General features: G+C 47.7%; 19 protein-coding genes. 5 read left to right on the top strand and 14 right to left on the bottom strand.

Features of this window, described 5'->3' with window-relative positions:
- Positions 1–6: 6 nt before the first annotated feature.
- From OI18_RS13750 to OI18_RS13710, 9 genes are read right to left on the bottom strand one after another with little or no spacing between them, the layout of a single operon-like run.
- On the bottom strand, positions 7–1,026 hold the full coding sequence (locus tag OI18_RS13750) for a glycerophosphodiester phosphodiesterase (protein ID WP_205410046.1): 1,020 nt from the start codon (positions 1,024–1,026) through the stop codon (positions 7–9).
- On the bottom strand, positions 1,023–1,739 hold the full coding sequence (locus OI18_RS13745; RefSeq protein WP_160290238.1) for a GDSL-type esterase/lipase family protein: 717 nt from the start codon (positions 1,737–1,739) through the stop codon (positions 1,023–1,025). The genes OI18_RS13750 and OI18_RS13745 overlap by 4 nt, the downstream gene beginning before the upstream one ends.
- A complete protein-coding gene (locus OI18_RS13740) occupies positions 1,727–3,124 on the bottom strand; it encodes a DUF5009 domain-containing protein (protein ID WP_039140623.1) in 1,398 nt (465 codons plus the stop codon). The genes OI18_RS13745 and OI18_RS13740 overlap by 13 nt, the downstream gene beginning before the upstream one ends.
- 6 nt (positions 3,125–3,130) lie before the next feature.
- The gene (locus tag OI18_RS13735; protein ID WP_160290237.1) at positions 3,131–4,528 is read right to left on the bottom strand and encodes a family 10 glycosylhydrolase; all 1,398 of its coding nucleotides are present in this window, start codon (positions 4,526–4,528) and stop codon (positions 3,131–3,133) included.
- Between the two features lie 21 nt (positions 4,529–4,549).
- Positions 4,550–6,223 (bottom strand): DUF5018 domain-containing protein, encoded by a 1,674-nt coding sequence (locus OI18_RS13730; RefSeq protein WP_039140620.1) that lies wholly within the window; start codon positions 6,221–6,223, stop codon positions 4,550–4,552.
- Between the two features lie 32 nt (positions 6,224–6,255).
- Complete coding sequence (locus OI18_RS13725; protein WP_039140619.1) at positions 6,256–7,962, bottom strand: RagB/SusD family nutrient uptake outer membrane protein; 1,707 nt, start codon at positions 7,960–7,962, stop codon at positions 6,256–6,258.
- Between the two features lie 11 nt (positions 7,963–7,973).
- A complete protein-coding gene (locus OI18_RS13720; RefSeq protein ID WP_052273214.1) occupies positions 7,974–11,171 on the bottom strand; it encodes a SusC/RagA family TonB-linked outer membrane protein in 3,198 nt (1,065 codons plus the stop codon).
- A gap of 16 nt (positions 11,172–11,187) precedes the next feature.
- Positions 11,188–13,056 (bottom strand): FAD-dependent oxidoreductase, encoded by a 1,869-nt coding sequence (locus OI18_RS13715; protein ID WP_052273213.1) that lies wholly within the window; start codon positions 13,054–13,056, stop codon positions 11,188–11,190.
- Between the two features lie 9 nt (positions 13,057–13,065).
- Positions 13,066–14,274 carry a n-acyl-d-glucosamine 2-epimerase gene (locus OI18_RS13710; protein ID WP_052273212.1) on the bottom strand — a complete coding sequence of 403 codons (1,209 nt, stop codon included), beginning with the start codon at positions 14,272–14,274 and terminating at the stop codon, positions 13,066–13,068.
- Positions 14,275–14,525: 251 nt separating this feature from the next.
- Here OI18_RS13710 and OI18_RS13705 point away from each other — a divergent pair, with 251 nt between their 5' ends.
- Positions 14,526–15,758 carry an ROK family transcriptional regulator gene (locus OI18_RS13705; RefSeq protein WP_052273211.1) on the top strand — a complete coding sequence of 411 codons (1,233 nt, stop codon included), beginning with the start codon at positions 14,526–14,528 and terminating at the stop codon, positions 15,756–15,758.
- 3 nt (positions 15,759–15,761) lie between these two features.
- Here OI18_RS13705 and OI18_RS13700 read toward each other — a convergent pair whose 3' ends face one another.
- Positions 15,762–15,947, bottom strand: a complete 186-nt coding sequence (locus OI18_RS13700; RefSeq protein WP_039140615.1) for a hypothetical protein — start codon at positions 15,945–15,947, stop codon at positions 15,762–15,764.
- A gap of 238 nt (positions 15,948–16,185) precedes the next feature.
- Here OI18_RS13700 and OI18_RS13695 point away from each other — a divergent pair, with 238 nt between their 5' ends.
- A complete protein-coding gene (locus OI18_RS13695) occupies positions 16,186–16,530 on the top strand; it encodes a hypothetical protein (RefSeq protein WP_039140614.1) in 345 nt (114 codons plus the stop codon).
- On the opposite strand, the gene OI18_RS13690 is transcribed toward OI18_RS13695, so the two are convergent.
- From OI18_RS13690 to OI18_RS13675, 4 genes are all read right to left on the bottom strand, one after another.
- The gene (locus OI18_RS13690; RefSeq protein WP_039140612.1) at positions 16,527–16,937 is read right to left on the bottom strand and encodes a cupin domain-containing protein; all 411 of its coding nucleotides are present in this window, start codon (positions 16,935–16,937) and stop codon (positions 16,527–16,529) included. The genes OI18_RS13695 and OI18_RS13690 overlap by 4 nt on opposite strands.
- A gap of 76 nt (positions 16,938–17,013) precedes the next feature.
- Positions 17,014–18,252 carry an RNA polymerase sigma factor gene (locus tag OI18_RS13685; RefSeq protein WP_039140610.1) on the bottom strand — a complete coding sequence of 413 codons (1,239 nt, stop codon included), beginning with the start codon at positions 18,250–18,252 and terminating at the stop codon, positions 17,014–17,016.
- An 8-nt stretch (positions 18,253–18,260) separates the two neighbouring features.
- Positions 18,261–18,599: a YciI family protein gene (locus OI18_RS13680; RefSeq protein ID WP_039140608.1), complete on the bottom strand. Its 339-nt coding sequence runs from the start codon at positions 18,597–18,599 to the stop codon at positions 18,261–18,263.
- 36 nt (positions 18,600–18,635) lie between these two features.
- On the bottom strand, positions 18,636–19,103 hold the full coding sequence (locus OI18_RS13675) for a carboxymuconolactone decarboxylase family protein (RefSeq protein WP_039140607.1): 468 nt from the start codon (positions 19,101–19,103) through the stop codon (positions 18,636–18,638).
- A 186-nt stretch (positions 19,104–19,289) separates the two neighbouring features.
- Between OI18_RS13675 and OI18_RS13670 the strand changes: the two genes are divergently transcribed.
- The 3 genes from OI18_RS13670 to OI18_RS13660 all read left to right on the top strand — a co-directional run bounded on the left by OI18_RS13670 (position 19,290) and on the right by OI18_RS13660 (position 24,670).
- On the top strand, positions 19,290–19,826 hold the full coding sequence (locus tag OI18_RS13670; protein WP_039140605.1) for an RNA polymerase sigma-70 factor: 537 nt from the start codon (positions 19,290–19,292) through the stop codon (positions 19,824–19,826).
- Positions 19,827–19,925: 99 nt separating this feature from the next.
- A complete protein-coding gene (locus tag OI18_RS13665) occupies positions 19,926–21,134 on the top strand; it encodes a FecR family protein (RefSeq protein WP_039140604.1) in 1,209 nt (402 codons plus the stop codon).
- Positions 21,135–21,289: 155 nt separating this feature from the next.
- Positions 21,290–24,670 (top strand): TonB-dependent receptor, encoded by a 3,381-nt coding sequence (locus OI18_RS13660; protein ID WP_039140941.1) that lies wholly within the window; start codon positions 21,290–21,292, stop codon positions 24,668–24,670.
- The last annotated feature ends 20 nt before the right edge of the window (positions 24,671–24,690 follow it).

The following is a 24,690-nucleotide window of genomic DNA, read 5'->3' as shown; positions in this document are numbered from 1 at the left end:
TATGATTTAGTGAACGTTAATCTTTTTCAGCAACAGTTCCGGTTCGTTGGTGGTAATGAAATCAACCTGTTGCTGCAGGAACCAGTCCATCAGCGCAGGGTCGTTTACTGTCCACACGTTTATCGTGAGATTATTCTTTTTCGCAGCTGTAATCCATTCCGGTTTCTTTTGAAATACACCTGAATTATAATCGATACCAAACATTTTGTCGGCAGCAATTTTGCCGGGATCAACATCGCCGCGCAGGTAGGCAACGCGTGCATAAGGATCGAGCCTGAGCACTTCTTTCAGTATCTCATAGTCGAAACTGATATAGTCAACCCATGCCTGGGCTTTATGCTTATAGATGGCGGCAACAACCTTCCGGGTGAGCGCAATTGCGCGTTCCTTGCTGATAACAGAAGGCTTTATTTCCACGATCAGTTTTGTTGTGTATTGCTTAACCCCGGCTGCCAGGTAGGCATCGAGCGTCGGCAGGAACTCGCCATTCGGAAGTTTAAGCTTTGCAAGAGTCGCTGACGAAGTTTTTTCAATAGTGATGCTGTCGATTGTCGGATCATGGTGAATGAAAGGAACAGAGTCTGATGACATGTGAATGTCAAATTCCGATCCTTCACATCCCAGTGCGATGGCATGTTTCAATGAGCCGATCGAATTCTCAGTAGCGCCGGTATTCTTAAATGCACCACGATGTGCGATTACCTTGTTCCGATGGAACTGGTTTTTAAGGATCCGGAAATCCGCAGAAGTTGCCCCATCTGTCACCGTAATGTCGTAGGCATTGCGATCAGGCTGCTTTGTCTTCTTCCAGTACAATTCATTCCCGTTACGGATCTCAAATGATTTACGGCCTGCACCTTTTAACTGGAATACCGGATTACCTGTTTTATTTACCAGGTGCAGGGTGCCGACTTTCTTTGTCGCAGAATCGATCAGGTAACTATCCAGTTGGACAGATGAAACCGTTTCCTGTGCGACTACGGGTACGCATGCCATCAATAACAGGTAAAGCATGAGGTTCTTCATAACAGTCTTTCTTTTTTTAAGTGATTAACCCATGCAAGATAACCTTCGCCGGACAAGTGAAGTCCATCGTAAGTAAATCGGGCAGCCAGCTGGTTCGACTGGTCGAGCAGGCTGCTATATACATCCACATAACGGATGGAAAGTTCGCGGGCGAGGGATTCGAGTTGTTTGTTCATTTCCCTTACCTGTGTATTTGTGCCCTTATAATATTTTGTGTTGATCAGCTGGTCGTTGATCGGAAAAACACTTTGAATATAAATTTTAGTCGCGGGTGACAAGCGGCTAACTTCCTGCACAAGCCGGCGATAGTTCATTACCACCTGCTGAATGGCTGCATTACTGTTAAGGTTCAGGTCGTTTGTTCCGATCAGCACGAAAAGTTTTGCAGGCTGATGACGCGCCACTTCATCGAGGCGGGCGAGCAGTCCGAATGAATTGTCGCCGGAGATGCCGCGGTTCAGCACTTTCGAAAACCCGGTAAATTCGGCCCAGTCGCCCCAATGCGTGATGCTGTCGCCGAAAAATACAATTGGCTTTTTCACAACCGGCAGTTGGCGGAAATACGCGGTACGGCTATCGTAGAGATAATTATGATACGACGAATCATAAACTTTCTTGTCGACCTGCTGCGCATTGGCAGCGGGAACAAAAAGCAGGGAGCTTGCAGCCAAAGCCAGGTTCCGCAAGATGTTATTTCCTTTTAGGTTTTCCATAACCATTTCCGTTTGGTAAAGAATATTGTGATCAGCGAAACAATTCCTGTAAACAACACTCCTCTCGCTATGCCGGTCCACATACCCGTTTCCATCTGCGTAAAGATGCTGATCAGCCCTGTGGCATGTAAGATTGGAAGCAGCAGGAGATTTCCTGCAACATACGCTACCATTGGATTCCGGCCGTTGAGGGCGAGATAATTTACCACACTGTCTCCCCTTTTCACCAGCTGGATGCCATAAAAAACGATGAGCATGAAAAATGCAAGTCCGGCGGTTACGAAATAATAACTGTACGTAGAAGGATCTTTTTTAATACCACCTTCCCAGGCATTAAAAAAAAGGCCAAGCAAAAGACTATAGGTTCCGGCGATAAAAAAAAGCCTGATAAGTTTCATCTGTTCTACTCCTGCTTTCACGATGCCCAGGTAAATACCAGCTGACAATACAAGCGTAACAACCAGGGCGGGAAAGTTGTGTTGCGCAAACAGCAATACTGTATTTGCAACCACCATCAGTAAAGCAAGTGCAGTTACCAGTACAAGCCAGCTTTGCTTTTCGGCAGCAACGGGCTCAACCTTATTATTCCCTGCAATCCATTCCCCGGCGATGGTACCGGGAATAATGATGAACAAATATTTCAGGTAATAGAACTTATACAACGCAGGCATCGGTGACCAGTTGAACAGTACTTCGTTCCAGGTGCCGGGTTGTGAAGCACCGAGGAAGACAGCCATAATAAAAGGCACGATGCCTATTCTAAGCCAGGTGTTGTGACGGGTGAGCCACCAGGTGATGGTACCAAACAATGCCATATTCGCCAGCACGAGGAGAATTATGTCGATCCTCGTCCAGGAGAATCCATTCCCGTCTTTGAACGGCAGGAAGAACAACATGAGCAATGCGATGGTGAAGGCTGCAAACCTGCCGGGAAGAAAATATTTCCTGTTCCGCTCGTCTGCCGGCTCGAAAAACTGGAAAAACAAAAGCACAAACGCGGCTATGGATAACAGGTAGTGCGTGAGTTGAGGTGCGCCGGACAACATAGCCGACCGCATGTGAACGGTGAACAGGGCAAAGAAAGCCAGTAAGACGAACCTTCTTCCTGCTATGTAGAACACCGGTAAAAACCCGCTGCCGGAGTTGACTTTTTTTTGGAGCGACAGCGGAATGGCTGCGCCCATGCTGAAAAGAAAGAATGGGAACACAAGGTCGACCCAACTGATACCGGGTAAAGCCGGGTCGAACTTGTGGTATGGTGGTGGCACCTGCGCATGGTACATCCAGCTAGGCAGGATGCCGAAGGCAATGCTGCTGCTGAGGACCATCGCCAGGATGGAAAATCCCCGGAGTGCATCCAGGCTGATATTGCGTTGTTGTGCCACTTTTGTTTATTGTTTGAGCCCTTCCCTTAATGCATTCCAAAGCGGTTGCTTGAGCCTGTTATATTGCGGCGCATAAACGTGTACCACATCAAACAGCATGATGCCACCGGAAGTATTGTTCAGAATATATTTCATGGCTTCTGAAATGCGTTGCTGGCTTGGCCAGTCCACATTTCCCAGATCGATACTACCGTACAATGGCATTTTGTTTTTCGTCACATACTTAATGCCGTTGAGCGAACCTTCGATGCTCCACCAATGATAAGTCAGGTTTGCTGTTGCGGGGTTTTCCGACAACCTGATCTGGGTAAAATAGTTCCCGGTCATCAGGAATTCCAGTTCTTCCGCATAGCCCGTTTCTTTATAACCCGGGTAGGCCCAGTCGAACCGGACCGCCTGGTCATTGAACGGATCATATTCATTGCTCGCCCAGTTCACGCCTACTGAGTAATAGGTTGTGTACCATGCGCCAACGTATACACCGAATTTCACGGATGGCTTCGTAGCCTTTACAGCAGCTCTTGCCTTCTCAACAAAATCATGGATCACGGATGCCCTGTAGAGCAGCCACTTTCCATAATACTTCCCGGTCGAATTAGGTATTACCCTGTCGCCGCTCATAGTCCAGGTATTAACTATGTCCTTAGGGAAGTTCATCGTTGCCGCCGCGTTATCATTGTACTTTGCTTTGAGGAAATCAATGAACTGGCTTTTGCTGTAATCAGAAAAGTCAGCATCGATATCGGTATAGCGGCAATAGTCGAGTACCAAACCATCGATTTCGTACTTCTGTACGATCTCTTTGATGATGTTCAAAGCCCGCTCCTGCACTGCAGGTTGGGCTGGGTTCACAAATGCATTCCTGCCGGTTTCCGAAACCTTCACCCGGTTACCGTTCACATCACAGACAACGGACTCGTACTGTGCGAAGTTTGGATCGTCGAATACAGTACCGAAGCGGCGACCGCCGTCGCCCTCAACCATTGTAACGATAGACGCATACACCTTGAAATTCCGTTTGCGGCTTTCCTGGATCATATAGGAAACATAGTCCACGCCTTCCGGCAGGCTTTTTCCGTCAAGAGACGTGAGCTGCTTCGCGATATTGCTCGGGTACATGGTAAAGCCGGAGCTTCCCTTCACATCGATCACCAAACCTGTTACGCCAACTTCTTTCAGCGAGTCGAGAACAGCTTTGATCTGCGTGGTATCGTTCAGCCTTCCGTAAGTACCGAAAACGTTTGACCGTGCATCTACCCAGGCAACAACGTTGCGGCCAGGCTTATTCGAAGTCGTGTCGATCGGTGGAGTCACCGGCGGGTCAACATCCGGACCGGAGGATTTGCTGCAAGCAGCAAATCCTATAAGTCCGGCAACCAAAAACCCACAAAATAACCTGTTCATCATCATGAATATTTTAATTGATTACTTGGCGTAGTTCGTAAACTCATGCGCTGCGACGCCTCCGTTGGTAAGGAGCGTGTACACCTGCATGCGTTCGCCGTTGTTTGAATAACCAACTGCGATGTCAGCCGTACCGTTTCCATTGGTGGTTCCTGTCTGCACACCTGAATTGAAGATGTTGAAATCAGGATAGGCAGGGTTACTGGGCGCCATACCAAGGTTTGAAGGAGACGTAACATCATAAAGGCTGGTCTGCACTTTGTTCAGGCTGTAGGTATCGATATATTTTACAATCGCGAGGTACTTCGCACCATTGAAGCTTGCATAGGCAGTAGGCATGTTGAAAACTACCGGCCAGCCGAGTGTAAGGGCGGCAGACCTTTCATTTGTTGCGCCGTTAACATAAGCAACTTCGAACTGGTAATTGATGAAATAATCGCCATTAGCTGCTGCCGATACAGGCTGAGCTTCAGCATAGTAGCCCATTTTCGTAGCCGCTCCGCCTGCAAGTGATTTATACACCACAACTTCAGGTGTATTACTAACGAGTGTACCACCCACAATGCGCCATCTCATGATTACATCTGATTGCCCGGCAGGTGCAGTGATCACCGCATCACCATTTATATCGCCATAAACGTTTACCCTTCTTCCCACACCACCGTCACCTGTGATACCGGCGGGGTTGTTGTTTACCCATTCAATGAGCTTAACCGGCGCAGCATCCAGTGCGTCATTATACCGATACACGATGAAGCTGGCATTCTTAGGCGCCCAGGAAGCAGCGAGGAGGTGGCCTTCATTATCATTTACGACCTGGAAGGAAAGTCCACTGAATGGATACTTCATGTCCTGCAGGTAGGTTCCCGTAAAGCGATTGAAGACGCTGTATTTGGAAGGGTTCGTCCTGCGCGTAAGAATAAGGTGATCACCGCTTACTGCGAGACATACTTCCATATTATCGGTGAAGCCGAGTTCGCTGGCAGATTTGTTCCACAGGCTGCGGTTGATACCAGCACCATAAGTCAGCTTAATCGGCTCCTTGGCTTTCAGCGTATAGGTTTTCGCAACTCCGTCAACACCGGTAACGATGAAGGGGACGTCTGACGAAAGATCAATCGAACTTCCGTAAGCAATATTAGCGGTAGAGTGACGGTTAATGGCATATGTGAATGTGGCGTTAGACACGTCTGTACCGGGAAGAATATAGAACAGGATCTCATTCTCCTGGATCACCGCTTCCACCATTTCATTCGTACCGTTGTTATTGAACTCGATAGCAGCAGCACTGACAGTAGTGTTACCCACTTTCCTTCCCACCACCACGTAATTGGCAACAGATCCGTCGCCGGCAGTTATGCTAAGCGGAACCGGGTTGCGAAGATCCATCGGCGAACCCAGTGCGGGTGAGATGATCGCATCGGATGGAATTGTTGCGCGCAGGATGATCTGGCTAAGATCAACCTCGTTGTCGGAGTCCTGTGGCGAGAACCAGGGAATATCGAAATAGATGGTGTCTTTTGCTGCGCTGTACCGGGCATCGAAAAGTCTTTCCCTTCCTTTATCCGGTGTGGTAGCATAGATATCGCTCATTTCGTTCTGCGATTTGCGGATCACAGGGTCTGCCTTGCGACAGGAGCTGATGGTTGTTGCAGCTGTTGCTGCTATGAAAATGAAAGAAAATATTTTTTTCATTACGTTAGTTTTTGCTGTGAGTTAAAGCAGGATCACCAGCCCTGGATTTGGGTGAGGGCCGTATTGTTCTGCAGTTCACTTACATAAATAGGCATGTAATACAATGCAGGCGTAAACTTCCGGTCGAGGTTATCGGCACTGATCACTTCGTAGTTGAACCCGGAACCTGCAGGAGTCACTTTATGCCCGGTGAAGCGAACGTCATTCAGGACAGTATGTGCTTTTCTCCAGCGGCGGAGGTCCCAGTAACGGTGACCTTCAAACGCAAGTTCAACGATCCGCTCATGTTCGATGGCATTCATCATCTGTGTTGCGTTGGCGGGATTAACATCAGGAAGGCCAACACGGTCGCGTACCATATTCAGGGAAGTGGCAGCAGCACCGAGGTCATTAAGTTTTGCCTTTGCTTCAGCGTGGATCAGCAGGATCTCTGCATAGCGCAGCTCGATCCAGCTTTGGGTGCTCTTATACACCATGAAATCATTAACCAGGGGATTCAGCATTTTGCGCGTATAATAACCCGTAACAGTTTTACGTGGCTCAGGCGTAGATCCGTATTCAACGAGTCCTTCCACGGAGTTTGTGGGCTGGGTGTTGATGGTACGTCCTTTCCAGCTTGCACCATTGTAAAGGATGGTAGCGTAGAAACGCGGTTCGCGATCTGTGTAAGGATTTGCTGCCATTGTTCCATTTGACCAGGAGAAAGCAGTTCCGTCTTTCATTTCGAATTCGTCTACGAGCTCTGCAGTTGGAACTCCATATACCATTGGCTGACCAGGTGCATCGCCGGGAGGCGTAAATCCGAAATCATACTGGTGTGTGATCTGCGGCGCAACGAAATCAAGCTTGAAGATGGCTTCGCGGGTTGACTTGTTGGTGAAGATATTGGCAAAGTTGGCTTCAAGTGCATAGTAGCCTTCGTTCGCCAGCGCGATCACCTGTTCCGCGGCAGTGGCTGCATTCTGGTAGTAGGTAGTAGCGCTGCCTGCTGACACACCGGTTAACGGATCCTGGTTGAATTGTTTCTTATCATACTCCGCAATTGATGCCGCGTACAACCAGGTACGTGAGAGCATACCGAGGGCAGCACCTTTTGTTGCCCTGCCAGTGTGGGCTGCATCCCATTCTTTTGGAAGATTGTCAGCCGCAAATTGGAAGTCAGCCGCTACAAATTTCCAGCAATCCTCTTCGCTTGCACGGGGATTGTTCTTATTGGAATACTGGTCGAGGTTTTCCATCAGCACCACGCTGCCGTGAAGCTTAACGAGCCAGAAATACACATAACCACGGATGAAGCGCGCTTCTGCTTCGTACTGGGTCTTTGCAACGGCGTCAACCTTGCCGTATTTCGCGAGACCGTCAAGGAATTCATTGATCCTGCGGATCCGCGCATACCCGGCCTGCCAGTAGTTGAGCATTGGTCCTGCTGCATTCACACGTGAAGCATCAGTAGCCAGGATGTTCACTGTTCCGTTACCGGCAACAGTTGAAGTATATTTCATGATATCGGTCAGCGCGTCCGTTGCGTTATCGTAACCGATCGGGAACTGGCCGAACTGGAAAGTTCTGAATTCATTGTACATGCCATTGATGTACAGTTCCATATTCGCGGGATTGCTCCAAACTGCTTCTTCAGTATAGCGGTCGGTTGGTTCGATATCGATCTTGCAACCCTGGGCCGCCATCACAATCCCTGCGAGAATTACTGTTTTCTGTATAGTTGATAATAACTTGGTCATTGCTCTGTTTTTTAGAAGGTAACATTAACACCACCTGACATCATGCGCTGTTGCGGATAAAAGCCGTTGTTTACGTTCGGCATTTCCGGGTCGAGATATTTCAGCTTATCCCATGTGAACAGGTTGTATCCTGAAACATATACGCGGAGGTTCTGGATCTTGACTGTATTTAACAGTTTTGATGGAACGTTATATCCCAGCTGCACTGCTTTCAGACGCACATAAGAGCCATCACGGATCCAACCGGAGTTGATGTGCGCGTTGTGAGCAGACAACTGTGATTTATATGCGGTGAGCCTTGGAAATTCTGCATTCGGGTTGTCAGGAGTCCATGCATTCTCCACGAGGAAATAGGGAGAGTTACCATAACCATAGAAAGTTTTGGTGAACGGCGTGTTATCATCAACACCTGAAGTTCCGCTTGAACCTTCGTATGTACCTGCGAGGCTAACGCTGCTCAGGGCAGCGCCCTGGAAGAATACAGAGAAATCGAAATTTCCATAGTTGAGATCAATGTTGAGACCATACATCAGTTCGGGGATATTGCTGCGACCGATGGAAACAAAATCATCGGTACGGGTGATACGTCCGTCGCCATTGATGTCTTTATAACGGAAGAAACCGGGTGCTACTACCCCACCACTTGGTGAAGGTGCGTTAGCAGCTTCCTCCCAGGTCTGGTACATGCCTTCTGCAACAAAACCATATTTCTCGCCATAGCTTTGCCCCACCCTGCGCATCCATGCTGGTAGTCCCTCGCTTTCATCTACACGAATGTACTTGTTCTTTGCCCAGTTCAGGTTACCGGTTACACCATATTGTAATTTGCCGATCTTATTGCGGTGACGGATCTGCAGGTCGAAACCGCGGTTATCCATGATGCCAGTATTGACAGTGGCAGGAAAATATCCGCCAATGGTCATTGGATAGAGTCCACTTACACCGCCCAAAATATCGGTAGTAACCTTATAGAACCATTCGAAATCAACAGCTATCAATCCTTTGAGGAAAACAGACTCAAAGCCGATATTGGTAATTGTCGCCGTTTCCCAGTCCAGGTTAGTATTCGGTGGTGCCGAGGTATACAGCGCCGAAACCGGTTTGCCCCCGATGACCATTACCGGGTCAGCTGTAAGTGCATATGTCTGCAAGTATTGGAAACTTCCTATTTGGTCGTTTCCAGTTTGTCCATATGAACCTTTGATCTTCAGGAAATCAACCGTATTGCTGAGACCATCGAAGAAGTCTTCCTTACTTACTATCCAACCTGCACCTACGGCAGGGAAAAGCTGCCAACGGTTATACTTCGGGAAGTTAACGGAAGCGTCTACCCGGCCGGCTAGTTCCAAAAGATATTTCTCTTTGAATCCATAGTTGATCCTTCCAACATATCCGGCACGTGAATCCACACCACTTGATCCGGTAGGCGAAATGAGATCTTCGGTAGCGGTACTACCGAAATTAATTTCGTGAATGTCCGTCAGCGGGAAATTACTTGCCCCAGTTGAAAATACGTTGCTTTTATACTGTGACCACTCATATAAGGCAAGGGCTGTAACACTATGATCACCAAAATTTCCATTGTATGAAATGCTGGGCTGAAAAACCTTACGGTTATTCTGGCCGTATGATTGACGTAGTGTGGTACGGGTAATACCAGGAAGTGTATTGATTTCAATAAAATCTCCCGTTACTTGGTCGCGGTTTCTACCCATCAGGGTATACGGAGTCAGCCAGCCTTTTGCTTCATTTCCTGTTTTGTCATAAGCTGTTAACAACTTAAGTTCAAGACCTTTTACCCAAGGTACTTTTACTTTGAAGGTCAGGTTACCCTGGAATACATTCGACTGGTTATTCTGGTAACCCGACTGGTTAACCGAAGCGAGGGGATTCACCCAGCCAGCGTTGCTGAAGTGTGCTGTAGGCAATCCATTTGGAGCATACATCGGCAGGTTAGGCAACATGCGTACCGCCTGGTAGAATGGGTTGAGATATGCCGTGTTATCCGGAGAGATACCAGGAGTTTTGGTATTTGTCTGGCGGATGCCGAGATCAAGCGCTACACTGAAAACTTTCGTCAGTTCAGCATCTACGTTTGTGCGGACGTTATAACGTTTGAAACCGGTATTGTTCACAACACCATCCTGGTCAAGCATGCCGACCTGTGAGAAGAATTTGATCTTGTCGGTTCCACCACGCAGGCTGATGCTATGACTCTGGGAAAAGGCATTTTTACCAACAAGTTCACCAACCCAGTCTGTATTACCAAGCAACGGGTTCGTATTGGTTCCGTTCCTGAGCGCATCTATCTGCTCCTGCGTATAGATATAGGGTGCGGGGTTGGCACCGACCTGCATATTATAGTCGTTATCCATATCGGTACCCTTATTATACCATTGCATATAATCAGGACCATTCAGGAATTTCGGGAAGCGTGTGTTCTGGTTCATTGTTACCGCACCATCATAACTGATGACAGTCTTCTGGGCTTTACCTCTTTTCGTTGTTACGAGGATGATGCCGTTCGCAGCCTGTAAACCGTAAACGGCTGTAGACACCGCATCTTTCAACAGGGTGATGCTTTCAATTTCACTGGGATCCAGGTTACTGAAAGATGGACGCTGTACACCGTCCACGATGATCAGCGGCGCCTGGTTTGTGCCATAACTGCTGATACCACGAATACGCAGCGCTGCATCATCCGCTCCCGGGCGACCGGATTGTTGCAGGGAGATGAGTCCCGGCAAACGACCCGCCAGCATGTTGGTAACGTTCATGGTCGGCGCCTGCTTAAGCTGCTCACCGCTGATCTGGGAGACAGATCCTACCACGTTGGTTTTCTTCTGCTGACCGTAGGCAACCACAACTACTTCATCAAGATCTTTAAGTTGCTTTTTCAGTATAATATCAACGGACTGGCCTGTACGCGCAGAGAAATTTGCAGTTATATAACCTGCGGAAGAAATTACAAGCGTCACACGTTCTGCATCCGCCCCGATCGTAAAGCTTCCCTTTTCATCGGTCAGCACCATACGCTGGCTGTTCGCAACCTGTACGGTAGCGCTGGGTATCGGACTACCCTTATCATCTTTTACAGTTCCGCTAACAGTCCCCGTTTGCGCAAACGTTATGCCCTGCTGTACCACTATTGCCAGCAGCAACAACAACAACCTGCGCCAGGATTTCATCGAAATTTTGTAATGGCTCATAAACAATTGTGTTGGGTTAAAACTTGGGTTTTGTATTATTCAGTCGTCCGTTGAGATCGACTTCCTTATCGAAAGGTTTGAGGTACTCATCGATCACCACCGCGATCTCGCTGCGTTTCATGGCACCGCTAAATGGCTTCAGTGAAGTCTTGAGTTTAAAGCTGTTTATAGAAGGGTCCGCCATCAGGATCAGTTTGTAAAGCGTTTCTGCATTTACATCATTTCCTTCTTTTACTGTGGCAGCCTTAACGTTGGGATAGTAAGTGGCAAGTCCATCCACGAGTGTTGTTTCGCTAACAGTGGAGTCGGGGTAGAACCAGGTCTGGTTCGCCCATTTATAGGGAATGCCTTTACCTTTCAGGATCCCGGTTGCGCCTATACGTTGAATGGCTGCAAACTGCGGGCGATCAGCAGGCACATCCAGGTATGGCATCAGCCATGCACCGGATTGCATCAATGCTTTCTGTACTGAGCGCACTGTCACCTGTGCAGGTGTTGTGTGTTGCTTCGCACTTAATGAAGCAAGCACACCTGCTGCCTGGCCGGTAAGCATTACACAGGGCTGAAGGCGGGTTGTACCGTTAACTACGTTACTTACACTGATCCCTTTTTCGGCAACGATCAATCCTTCCGCCTCTTTCGGAATCAGTGTACCCAGCGGCACATTGAATGAAGGGACAGGATAAAATTCGAGGTGTTGCGGAGCTGAAAGATTTTTCTTGTGGTGGTGATCTATTGGGTAGTCGCCAACCGAGATACCGGTACGGTAAACCGGGTCGCCGTAGGTAAATGGTTCGGCCAGGTTACGCATGGTAAAGCGAACCATTCCTTTCAACCTTCTTCCTTCACGATGGTAAGGTATCAGTGCAAGTTTATCTGCAGTTGGAAATTCATCGTTTGCCAGTCCAAGGTTTTTATAGCCCAACTGGTGCTGGATGAAATAGATGAAGCGCATAGTAGTCGCCTTAGCTTTTTCAAGTTCAGCGTTGCGTTGTTCTTCAGTGAGCTCAACAACATTGAGGTAAGTATCATTCCCGGCCTTTGGCCAGTTGAGCAGGTATTTTCCATTGGGAATCTTCGTGTAGTCGAGCATTGCCTGCGCATTGACCGTTGGTTCAGGCAACTGCTTATTGAGGTAATATTCTTTGCAGGCGCCGTCGAATTCGTTGGGATCATAACCCTGCGGGCGAACGATCGTGCAATCGGCAGCGGAACCGTAATCTTTTAATACTGCCACCCAGGTAAGGTCCTGTACAACATTATTGGTTTCGGTTATGCCTACACGTTCGCCAGTGAGGCTGCCGGCTTCCATGCCGAGGTCGTAGGGAACAGCGGCCGAAGCCATCACATCACCCATTTCAGTTGCATCGATCGTGATGTCGGCATTGATGGTGAGCGTTTCATTTTTATCATTGATGAAAACTGCACCAGTTATTTTGTTGCCTTCTTTAATGGCTTTGTCAAATCGCCAGCCATAATAAATAGAAAGGTCCTTCGACTCTGCCGCCATTGCTTTAAAGATGCTGTCTGCCACGCGTGGTTCGAAGAGGGTATTGCTCACCCAGCCGGTTTCCACTTTTGCCGGTCCGCCATAAACGGCATAAATGCGGTCACGGAACTCCTTCCAGATCCCGGAAGGAAGGCGATGGTTCCCATCAGTAGCAGATACACCTGCAGCGGAAATCATTCCACCCAGCCATGAGGTAGGTTCAACGATTATGGTTTTGCTGCCGAGTCGGGCTGACTGGATTCCTGCTGCGGTTCCGCCGGTTCCGCCACCTACTACCAGTACTTCGGTGCGGATCACTGAATCGGTCGCAGGAGCTGTTCCACAGGCCATAGAGGCCGAGGCAAGAATGGTAAATATGGTTAGCAATCGTTTCATATGGCGGGGTTAAATGGACAGGGTTTCAAGTGTTCTCCAAACCTGGAAGAGTGCCCTTGGAACGTGGAAGCAACCTTTCCATTTACCGCCCTTGAGGTTCAGCAGTACCTCCCCTTTCCTGTTGAGGTAACCGTACCATTCGCCGAACTGGTCGTCGCGGAAGTGTTCCCACGTGTATGCATGAACGAGATGAAACCAGTTTGCACATCTTTCATCGCCGGTATAGGCGTATCCCTTGGCAAGCGCTACAAGTGTTTCCACATGCACCCACCAAAGTTTCTGGTCCCACTCCAATTGTTGCGGCGGATGATTTTTTATATCGCGGAAGTAAAATATGCCGCCATGCTCGGGATCCCATCCGTATTCAAGCATTCGGATCATGCGGTCAGTGGATGTCCTGATCAGCGTATCGTCATTAATTCTTTTCCCGAGATCCATCATGAACCACATGGCTTCGATGGCGTGACCCGGGTTGACCAGTCTTCCTTCAAAGCTATCGGAGAAGGTTCCGTCGGGGGCAACATTTTCCATGATGAGCCCGGTGTCCTGCTGGTAAAACACTTCCATCACTTCCCTGATCACTGTGGGAATGAATTCATCCACTCGTGCTGGCCCGAGGAGGTGCTCCAGTTCGAGGGAAAGATTACAAAGGATCATAGGCAGGCTGAAGTTGCGGAGCGGCCTGGTGCCGGGGAATGCTTTATTATATTTCCCTTTCCAGTCGTGCTGCCTGCGAAGGATGTTTTCAAATGTGTCGAGCGCGATCTTCCGGTAACGCTCGTTCGGACTGACCTTGTCCAGGGCAGCAAAAGCCATGGTAGCAAAGCAGTCACTGAAGATATTATAAGGCTGAACCAGGGGTTTACCGTCGGCCGTGTGTGAAAAATACCAGTTGCCGTCCTTATCCCGTCCATACTTTTCCATGAAGGCTGCCCCGTGAAGCGCCATAGCCAGCCATTGGGGATCGGGACTTACCTTATCGTACATGGTACTGAAGCACCAGACGCCCCGGCCCTGCAGCCACATAAATTTATCGGTATCGAAAACCCGGCCTTCGCGGTCGAGGCAGGTGAAGTAACCGCCGTTGACTTCATCCCTGCTGTTATTCAGCCAGAAAGGAAGGATGTTATCCAGCAATTCATCTTTATATAGGGAGGCATAGGCCGACAGGCTTTTCTGCGAGGTACGGGAGGGCAAGGATTCATTCGTGATGATCATTCTCTCAATAACAATTAGTTAATGCATATTTTTTGGTAACTGCGGAGTAAATTAATATTTATTTTTTTATCTGTAACCACTTTCTAAAAATATTTATTTTCTATATAGGCGGGAAAATGCTTGCTTCAACCGTAAAAATTATATTTATTACAGCTTGTGCGGTCTTTCCGGCAGAAAACGACCGTAATCTTTTTAATAAGGATTGTTTTTTACCTTTGACATCTGTAATTTTTTAAGTAACTGACCAATTGATGACGCCCAAACATTCCATAGTTGAGGTTTTTACGGAAGAAAACGCCACCGGCGTAGCATATAAGAACAAAGCATTGAAGCGGGCATTAATCAACCACCTGGACCAAAGTGGAAATGCTACAATATCTGATCTGTCCAATGAACTGAACATCAGTGCGCCCAAGACTACCAGCCTGGTCAATGAACTGATCCAGGATGGACTGATCAGGGACTATGGAAAAATCGACAGTACGGGCGGAAGACGGGCGAGTATGTATGGCCTTGTGGCAGAGTCCTGCTTTTTTATCGGGGTGGATGTAAAGAGGTATTATATTAATATCGGCCTGCTGGACTTCAAGAAGAACCTGGTGACGGTAAATATTAAAGTACCCTTCCTGCTGGAGAATACGCAGGCTTCGCTGAACCAGCTGATCGAGCTGATCCGCAATTTCATCAATGACCTTCCAGACACGCAAAAGCCTGTACTGGCGATCTGCGTGAACCTCTCTGGCCGGATCAATACGACGAGCGGTTACAGTTACAGCTTTTTCCATTTTAATGAGGAGCCGCTCACGACAACCCTGGAGAACGCATTGGGGATCCGCACTTTCCTTGAAAACGATTCAAGGGCAATGGCTTATGGTGAATTCCATAGCGGTGTGGTATCGAACGAAAAGAACGTACTCTTTGTAAACCTGGATTATGGAATTGGCCTTGGGATCCTGATAGACGGGAAAGTGTATTATGGAAAATCCGGCTTCGGCGGGGAATTTGGTCATATCCCTCTCTTCCATAATGAGCTCATTTGCCAGTGTGGTAAAAAGGGCTGCCTGGAAACAGAAGCTTCCGGCCAGGCGCTGATCCGTTTGTTCCGCGAGAAAATAGAACAGGGCTCCACCTCCTCGATCATGTCTGCCGGCATGAAAGCAGAAGATCTCAGGTTATCTGATATTATCCAGTCCACCCGCAACGAAGATGTACTTTCCATTGAACTGGTAGCTAACCTGGGCGAAAAGATCGGTCGCGGGCTCGCCGTACTCATCAATATTTTCAATCCCGAGCTGGTTGTCCTTGGCGGAACGCTTGCAGAAACGGGAGATTATATCCGGCTCCCGATCAGGAGTGCATTAAACAAATATTCCCTCAGCCTGGTAAACAATGACACTCAGCTTCATCTTTCCAGGCTGGGAGAAAAAAGTGGTGTTATCGGTGGCTGCCTGATCGCGCGAAGCAAATTGCTTTCCAGCCAATAACTGTCAACGTTGTTGCATGGTATCCTGGCCGATACGCAGGGAATCCGTACGGGTAGTATCCATTTGGTATGTACTGCTGGTATCAGTCATAGTGGTGGTGGTAGTGTCAGTGTGTGTTTCCCGGTCTGAAGCATTGTTACACGCAGCAATTGTGATAACAGCTGCCAGGATAATCAGTAGCTTTTTCATAAAATTCATTTTGGTGTTTGTTACGTTTCTTCCCCATCTTTCCTTCCTGATTCTACACTCTTCCCTTCGCACTTTTCCTACAGGCTTATAACCTGTTAATCTTCAACACATATACCCTCTTGAAAGGAAAATAACATGCCACATGCGCATAACGATAAGCAAATGAATAAACTACAGGCATCTGAATTGCAGCATCGTTGGTCAACAAACGATTATTTGCCAACACAAATACCCGAACATGAAAAAGAGAAACAGGGGATCCCGCGGACAGTCCAGGAACCAGCAGGGTCAGCAAAGCCAACAACGGTCGGGCACGGAAATGAGGGGATATGGTTACCGCGAACAGGAAGGTTCCGGTGGACAAAATGAAAATCGCAGTTGGAGGACCGACGAAGCAAACAAAGGCCAGACCAGCGAAGAGCGCCAGCAACAGGAAAATCATTGGCAGGGACAGAGTCAACAGGAAGGCATGCATAACCGCGAGGACGAAAACCGCCAATATCAATCATTTTCAGCGGGTGGGCATTCGGGCCAGGATGTTCAGCAGGATAAAAAGGATAAAGAAAACAAGAGCGATGATTAAAGTATATGATCGCTTTCAATAGTGAAATGTGACAGCAATATTGCTGCATCAGTAATGGCCTCAAGTGACTTTGCAACGCCAGGATGAAAGGCCACGACATCATTTTCGCGGGCTTCAAAGTTCCCATCGGCGGTGGTTAAACGAACATTTCCCTGTAGCACTTTGAGTGTCAGAAATCCATCCACTCCAAGGTCGTTAACCAGGGCTCCCTGGTGAAAGGCTGTAACAACCATTGTTAGCCCTTCCGATTTAAAGACCGTGATCCCATTGCGGTCATTTTTTTGCCAGGCTGGCTCCTGTTTTAGCTGGTCAATATAACCTGGTATGTTCAGCACCAGGTAAGGGGCATCAATAGCCCGGTCGCCCTTGGGACGATTCCCGGTAGATTCGTTTCGTTTCACTGGCATAATCTCAGCTTTTTATACAGTAATTAATTGTTGTTCAATTGCATAACTACTAAAGAATCAGGCCAGGATCCAGCTGTCAAACGATCAGGGCAATTTTTTTTTCGATAACCAGCTTTTCATCCTGGTTTTGCGCAAGATCATAGGCTTTCCGCAGATTAGCAAGTGCCTTACGATTATCCATGCCGTCGTACAATTCACCGAGCAGTAAATGAAAAAAATGATTGCCTTCCAGTCCAAGCTTTTCTGCTTCAGCCAAAGCTACCTTCTTTCCATCAGCTTTATACAAAGCAAATGTGCGGTTAAGTGCTGCGCCGGGTGAATAATTGATACAAAGAAGCTGGTTGTATAATTGAAGAATTTCCTGCCATTTATCCGGGGTATCTTCCTTTATGCAATGCCAGTAAGCGATCCGGGCTTCCAGGTGATAGGAACTGATTTCTTCGCCGGAAGCGGAAAGCTCCAGGAAGTGAAGTCCCCGGTTAATAAGTTCCTGGTCCCACAACAACTCATCCTGATCTTCATATAAAACGGGCGATTCCTCATTCGTCAATCTCGCGTCGAAACGCGATGCGTGGAAACACATCAGTGCCAACAGGGCGTTGGTTTTTGGCAGGTTCGTTCTTACGTCTTCACACAACATGAATCCCAGTCGCATGGCTTCGACGCAAAGTTCTTTACGAAGGATGCGATCCTGCGTCCGCGAATAATATCCCTCATTAAACAAAAGATAGATAATATGTAACACGTTATCGAGGCGGCCGGTCAGTTCATTTTCCGGCGGCATTTCCATACTAATCTTTTCCGATCGCAGTTTTTCCTTAGCACGGAACAATCGTTTATTGATTGTTTCCTTACCCGTCAAAAACGCAGCTGCGATTTCTTCGATCCCGAAGCCGCAAAGTATGCGCAATGCCAGGCCCATTTGTGCTTCGCTGGCTATTGCAGGGTTACACACGGCGAACATCATCTGCAGTTGGCTGTCACGGATATTGCCCAGGGAAAAATCCGGTTCACCGGGTTGCGCTACATTATCTTGCCTTAATGATAGTTCGGGGATCACTTTTTTTTCATAGATCTTGTTCCGCCGGAAGTGATACAGGGTCTTTTGTTTGGCAACAACATATAACCATGCAGCGGGATTTTCCGGAATTCCTTTTTTTGCCCAGCTTTCTGTTGCCGCCAGGAAGGTTTCACTTACGATATCTTCTGCGATCTCAATATGCTGAAGCCCGAAAAGGTTGCTGATGACAGCAACCATTTTCGAAAACTCCTGCTGGAACAGTTGCTTCAGCGTAGAAATATGTGATTGCACCATTGTTTGGATTAACTGAAGACCTGGCGGATTTCAACACTTCCGTTGGCGTCTAACGCCGGGCAACCGTGAGCCAGCGTAGTAGCTTCATCCAGATCCGCCGCTTTGACAATGATCAGGCTTCCGAGACGTTCCCGGATCTCTACAAATGGACCGTCGGTGACTACTCCCCCGGCCTTGAGCACTTTTCCTTCCTGTACCAATCGTACAGGATTCCCTTTAAGTTTCCCCTGGGCTGCGATGCTGCCAATCCAGTCCTGCCATTTTTTGGTCAGATCCTGCATTTCCTGCGGCGATGCATTGCTATAGTCATATGAGGGTTGCCGGAATATCAGTGCAAAATCTTTCATAGCTTCTTTGTTATGGATTAATGAATGTATGCATATTTATTTCACCGCGTGTTCCCCTACTTTGTAAGAACCTGCAGGCGTGCGGAAAGCTACATTGAGGCGATTGTAATTGTTGATTGTAAGAACTGCCATGGTGAGATCAATAAGTTCTTCCTCTGAAAATTGCTTCCGCGCTTGCTGATAAACACTGTCGGGTACGTTACCTGCAGTAAGAACAGTAACCGATTCCGCCCAGGCAAGTGCGGCCCTTTCCCTGTCAGTGTAAAACGGCGCTTCACGCCAGGCATCCATTACAAATAAACGTTGCGCTGATTCGCCTTCCGCCAGCAGATCCTTTGAATGCATATCGAGGCAGTATGCACAACCGTTGATCTGGGATACACGGTATTCAACAAGGTGAAGAAGATTTTTCTCGAGGGATGATTTTGAAAGATAGATTGAAAGTCCATACAGCGCTTTCATTGCAGCCTGTCCTTTTGCAAAAAAATTGATACGTTGTTCCATAATTCTGATGTTTAATGTTTTTTATACACTAATAATGATCGGGTGACAGGAAATTGGACACCAGGACCAAAAAAAAAATTTGACAGTTAATGTCCAGCCCAATACATAATATTATTTTATCAATATATTTTCCTGGCGCTTCATTTAACATTTTATCTACATTTGAAAACAGGGAGCCCGATTAGTATGCAGGATTTTGAAGGATTTTTTAAGGCACAGTACCCCCGACTCTGTTATTTCGCCAGCCAGCTAACGGCTGGAAGCCTGGTCGCAGAAGACCTGGTGCAGGATGCCTTTCTCAAATACTATGACCGTCATTCGGAATTTGAACAAGAAACGGCGGCAGTCGCATACCTGTATACTACGGTTCGAAATTCCTGCCTGAACCATCTCCGTCATCAGAAAGTAGTTACCGGTTACCTGCATTCGAAAGAAGCGGACCCCATTGAAGAGCCAGCCGTGCTGCAAGCCATTATTAAAGCGGAAGCGCTGGGAGAAATTTATAAAGCTGTTGATGAGCTACCCTCCGGTTGCGCCAGTGTATTCCGCCTGTGTTATTTTGAAGGATTGAAGAACCAGGAAGTGGCTGACCAGCTTGGTGTAAGCATTAATACCATAAAGACCCAGAAGGCCAGGGCATTACAGTTCCTGAGGCTGCGGTTGAGCCCGGAAGTTATGGCTATCCTAATTACCCTACCCACCATCGTTTCACGATTCCGCTAAGCGTTTTCACTTACACCCGAAATTTTCTTTAAAGAAAATCGCAGTTGCTGTCACCCGTTCGGTTATGCTGAAGTGTTTTAATCAATCTAACGATTCAACATGGATAAGATTGATTCAGCCATCCGGTATGGCCGGATGATTGCCAGGCACCTGCAAGGAGAGCTAACTCCTGCGGAACAGGAAGAACTACAGCAATGGCTCGGCGAAGATGAAAATAACCACAAGCTGCTGGAGACTTTCCATGATGAAGAATTTGTCCAGTCAGGCCTCTCCACCCTTCATTCAATCGACAAAAACGAAGCATGGGATAAGATTTCGCGAAAACTCGATTTACCCATCAGCATCAGGAGGCGACCGGGATACCGGGCCTACTGGTGGGCTGCTGCCATCTTACTGGTAACGCTATCCGCTGGCGGCTGGTTCCTTCTGCAACAGTCCGTCACAACACCTGGAACGCAGGTTTCAGTAACCAGGACCCATTCTCCTGCAGAAATACTTCCGGGTACTGATAAAGCAACACTTACCCTTTCCGACGGTACTACGATCAATCTCGACAGTGCGCAAAACGGGCAACTCGCAAGCCAGGGTGCCGCCCGCATCCTGAAGCATGAAGACGGTTCGCTGGTTTATAAAGTGTCGGGCAAGACCGGTGAGGAAATCATCTACAATACTGTCAGTACACCACGGGGCGGTCAGTACCGGCTTACACTTCCGGACGGAAGCCGTGTATGGCTAAATGCCGCATCGGAGATCCGTTTTCCTGCCGTATTCGCATCCGATGAAAGACAGGTTGAAATTAAAGGAGAAGTTTATTTCGAAGTTGAAAAGGCATTTGACAAGCAAAAACGGAAGCTGCCTTTTATAGTGCAGGTAAATGAAATGAAAGTCGAAGTGCTCGGAACACATTTCAACATCAATGCTTATGCGGATGAAGTTGCTGCTAAAACTACATTGCTGGAGGGTTCAGTAAAGGTATTGAGTGGCACATCACAACATGAACTGGTACCGGGTGAACAGGCAAATGTTCGCCCGAACGAATCAGTTAAGGTATTGGCAGATGTAGATGTGGAAGAAGTGATGGCGTGGAAGGATGGACTATTCAATTTCAGCAATGCGGATATTCACGGAATCATGCGCCAGGTTTCCCGGTGGTATGATGTGGATGTGAGGTATACTGCAGAAGTTCCCGCCAGGACTTTTTCCGGAAAAATCCGCCGGAGCGCCAATCTCACCAATGTGTTGATGATCCTGGAAAAAAGTGGTATTCATTTTAAAGTAGAAGGAAAAAATATCGTGGTGTCACCATAAAAAACGGACAGTCAGATCCAAATAAAAACCGCCTCGGGGTAGGATCCGAAGCGGCGGAAATTCGGGTCTCTCTTTATACAATCCCTGATAGACTGCTTATTGTTTAACCCAAACACATCAAAGTTATGTATTTAAAGGCCAAAACGCTTTTAGGAATGAAACTGACAGTTGCTTTGCTTGTTCTTGCCTGTGTACAGGTAAATGCCAAAGGATTCGGGCAGCAGGTTTCGTTATCGGAACACAATGCACCCTTATCGAAAGTGCTAAAGAAAATTGAAAAACAGACCGGTTACTATTTCTGGTATGAAAACAAACTGATCGACCAGAAGACGAAAGTAAACCTCGAGCTAAAGAATGTACCCTTGGAGAGGGCGTTGGAAATTTGTCTTGCCAATCAGCCACTTCAGTACAGTATTATTGACAAGACAATTGTGATCCGCGAAAAGCCTGTAAAAACGAATCCGGTGCCAGCTGCTACGGCGCCGGTGAGGATCCAGGTAACCGGCTCGGTGAAAGACAACCAGGGCAGGCCACTGGAAGGAGTATCAGTTGTTGTCCAGGGCACTACACGCGGCGCTTCGACCAACAAGGATGGCTTTTTCAGCATTGAAGCAAATGATGGAGAAGTGCTCGAATTCTCAATTGTTGGCTATAAAAAAATGCAGGTAACCGTTGGAACAAATTCAAGTTATAACCTGACAATGGACGTTGAAGCCCTTGAAGGAAGTGAGGTAGTGGTAGTGGGTTACGGCACCAAAAAGAGAACCAGCCTTACTGGTGCTGTATCTACAGTTGGTGGGGAAGTATTTCAAAGCCGTCCCATTGCAAATGCGATGACAGCATTACAGGGTGAGATCCCAGGTGTTACCATTCAACGCTATGCTGGTCAGCCTGGAAAACAAGGATTTGAAATGAATGTACGTGGTGCATCTTCAACCAATGGCGGAAATGCACCGCTCGTGCTCATCGACGGCGTTGCCGGAAACCTCGATCTGATTAACCCGAATGATATTGAATCCATTTCAGTACTGAAAGATGCTGCAGCTTCGATTTACGGAGCAAGGGCAGCGGGAGGTGTCATGCTTGTCACAACCAAAAAAGGCAGGAAAGGAACACCCCGTATTATGTACAGTGGTAATGCAGCTGTTTCCAAAATGACGGGTATGATGAAAAGTCCTTCACACTATGAAATGGCAGTGATGGATAATGAAGCAAATATTCATAACGGTGCAGTTCCGTTGTATTCAGATGACTACCTGCAACGCATCAAGAACAATGATCCAAATCCTGTCCCCCACCCCAACGGCTATGGCGGCTGGCTGCTTTTTTTCAGTTCGACTGACTGGATGGATGCATTGCTTGAAAATGGATTCCAGCAATCGCATAACCTGAGTCTCTCAGGAGGTGGCACCAATTCAAATTATTTCCTTTCTGCAGGTTATGTTGACCAGCGCGGTGTGGTGAAATATGCCGATGACAACAATAAGCGCTATAACCTTCGCCTCAACTACGACTACGAAATCTCCAAACGGATTCGCCTGGAATCAAAAGTTGCCCTGGAGAACCAGAAACGTACAGATATAGGTGGCGTGGGCGACTGGGTGATCGGTGAAGCGATCTTCGGCATGCCTAACCATCCGGTATATACGCCGGACGGCCTTTTCTTTGCCCAGGGCGGGTGGGGTAATGCAGTTTCTTATGCAAAAGAAGGAGCTACATCAACCTACAATACAAGAGGTGTTAATACCAATTTCAAACTCATTGCGGATCTCGCTAAAGGACTGAAATTAAATGTGCAGACCGGGATCAACTACCGCACGCTCAACAGTGATGATTATGCCAAGCCCATTCCTCAATATAAATGGGATGGAACGATTCAGTATTATGCTGTTGCCAATCCCGGGCAAAGCAAACTGACAAAGCAGAATGAAGAAGTGATTGGCAAGAACTACACCGGTTACCTGCAGTATCACAACAACTTTGGTGGTAAGCATGATTTTGATGTAATGGCAGGCGTTTCGCACGAAGAGGAAGACCGTGAATGGTTCCTGGCCAGCGTATCGAACGTGGTTTCTGATGAAGTTCCTTCTATGGGCCTGGGTACAGAAAACTGGTTTAGTGATGGCGGCGGTGGCCATTGGGCACTTCGCTCTGCGTTCGGTCGTTTGAGTTATGCTTTCGACAACAAATACCTGCTTGAAGCAAACCTGCGATATGACGGAAGTTCAAGATTCCGCAAAGAAATCAGGTGGGGATTCTTTCCTGGAATTTCTGTCGGCTGGCGAATATCTGAAGAGAATTTCATGAAGTCGCAGCGAATCTTTGACGACCTGAAATTACGCGCCTCTTATGGCAAGGTTGGAAACCAGATGTTTCCTGACAGTGACCCGCATTTATATGATTACCTGCAGCTGATCAATATTGGCGGTTCCTATCCATTCGGTCCCGGCCGGCAGGTTCCCTCAGCAACAATCAGCGGTATAGCTTCGCCCAACAGGACCTGGGAAACACTCAAAAACAAGAACATCGGAATCGACATGACGGTGCTGCGCTCAAGGCTGGGCTTTTCGTTCGACTATTTCGTAAAGAACAACGACAACATGCTCATCCCGATCGCCTACCCATCGATGCTCGGTGCAACTGCTCCGTATACCAATGTCGGCAGGCTCGAAACAAAAGGATTCGAGACTTCCATTTCCTGGAGCGACAGGATTGGCAAACTGGGTTACAATGCAAGATTTATTCTCAGCGATGCCCAGAATAAAGTGTTGTACTATGGCGGAGAAGATACTTATGTCCTCGGACTGAACAGCCTCACTTCATGGGATCCGCATGTCCGGGAAGGTGATGCCCTCAATTCATACTATGCGTATGTGTTTGACGGTGTAATCCGCAACCAGAAGGAACTGGACGATTATAAGCAGCTCGGCGGTGTTCCTTCAGATATCGGGATTGGTGATGCCCGGTTCAAAGACCTTAATGGTGATGGCAAGATCAGCCTGTATGGCGACCAGCCCGGACAGGAAGGTGATGTGAAGAAAGTAGGTAACACAACGCCCCGTTTCAATTATGGATTTAACCTGGGAGCAAACTTTAAGGGATTTGATTTTGCTTTATTCCTGCAGGGTGTGGGTAAACGTACATTATTCCGTTCCGGCGACTACTCTATGCCGTGGAGCGAATGGTGGAGACAACCACCGCAGTTCTACTATGGCAAGACCTGGAACGAAGATCGTCCCGATGCTGAGTTCCCGCGCCTGACACATGGAAACATCCGCTGGTGGAACTACCAGGCGTCAACAATGCAGCAGATCGATGCATCATATATCAGGCTGAAGAATATCCAACTGGGTTATACTTTACCTGAAAACCTGACAAGGAAGATCTATGTGAACCGTGCACGAATTTATTTCAGCGGCCAGGACATCTGGGAACACCACAATGTGAAAGGAGGATGGGATCCCGAATCGGCAGACTGGGGCGGAAACTATCCTTTCCAGAGATCTTATTCATTTGGACTTGACCTGACCTTCTAATCCCCTTAAAAACGACAATC

It is taken from the genome of Flavihumibacter solisilvae (assembly GCF_000814475.1).
Lineage (GTDB): Bacteria > Bacteroidota > Bacteroidia > Chitinophagales > Chitinophagaceae > Flavihumibacter > Flavihumibacter solisilvae.
Note: the sequence above shows the minus strand (reverse complement) of the source record. Positions and strands in the feature narration are given on the sequence as shown.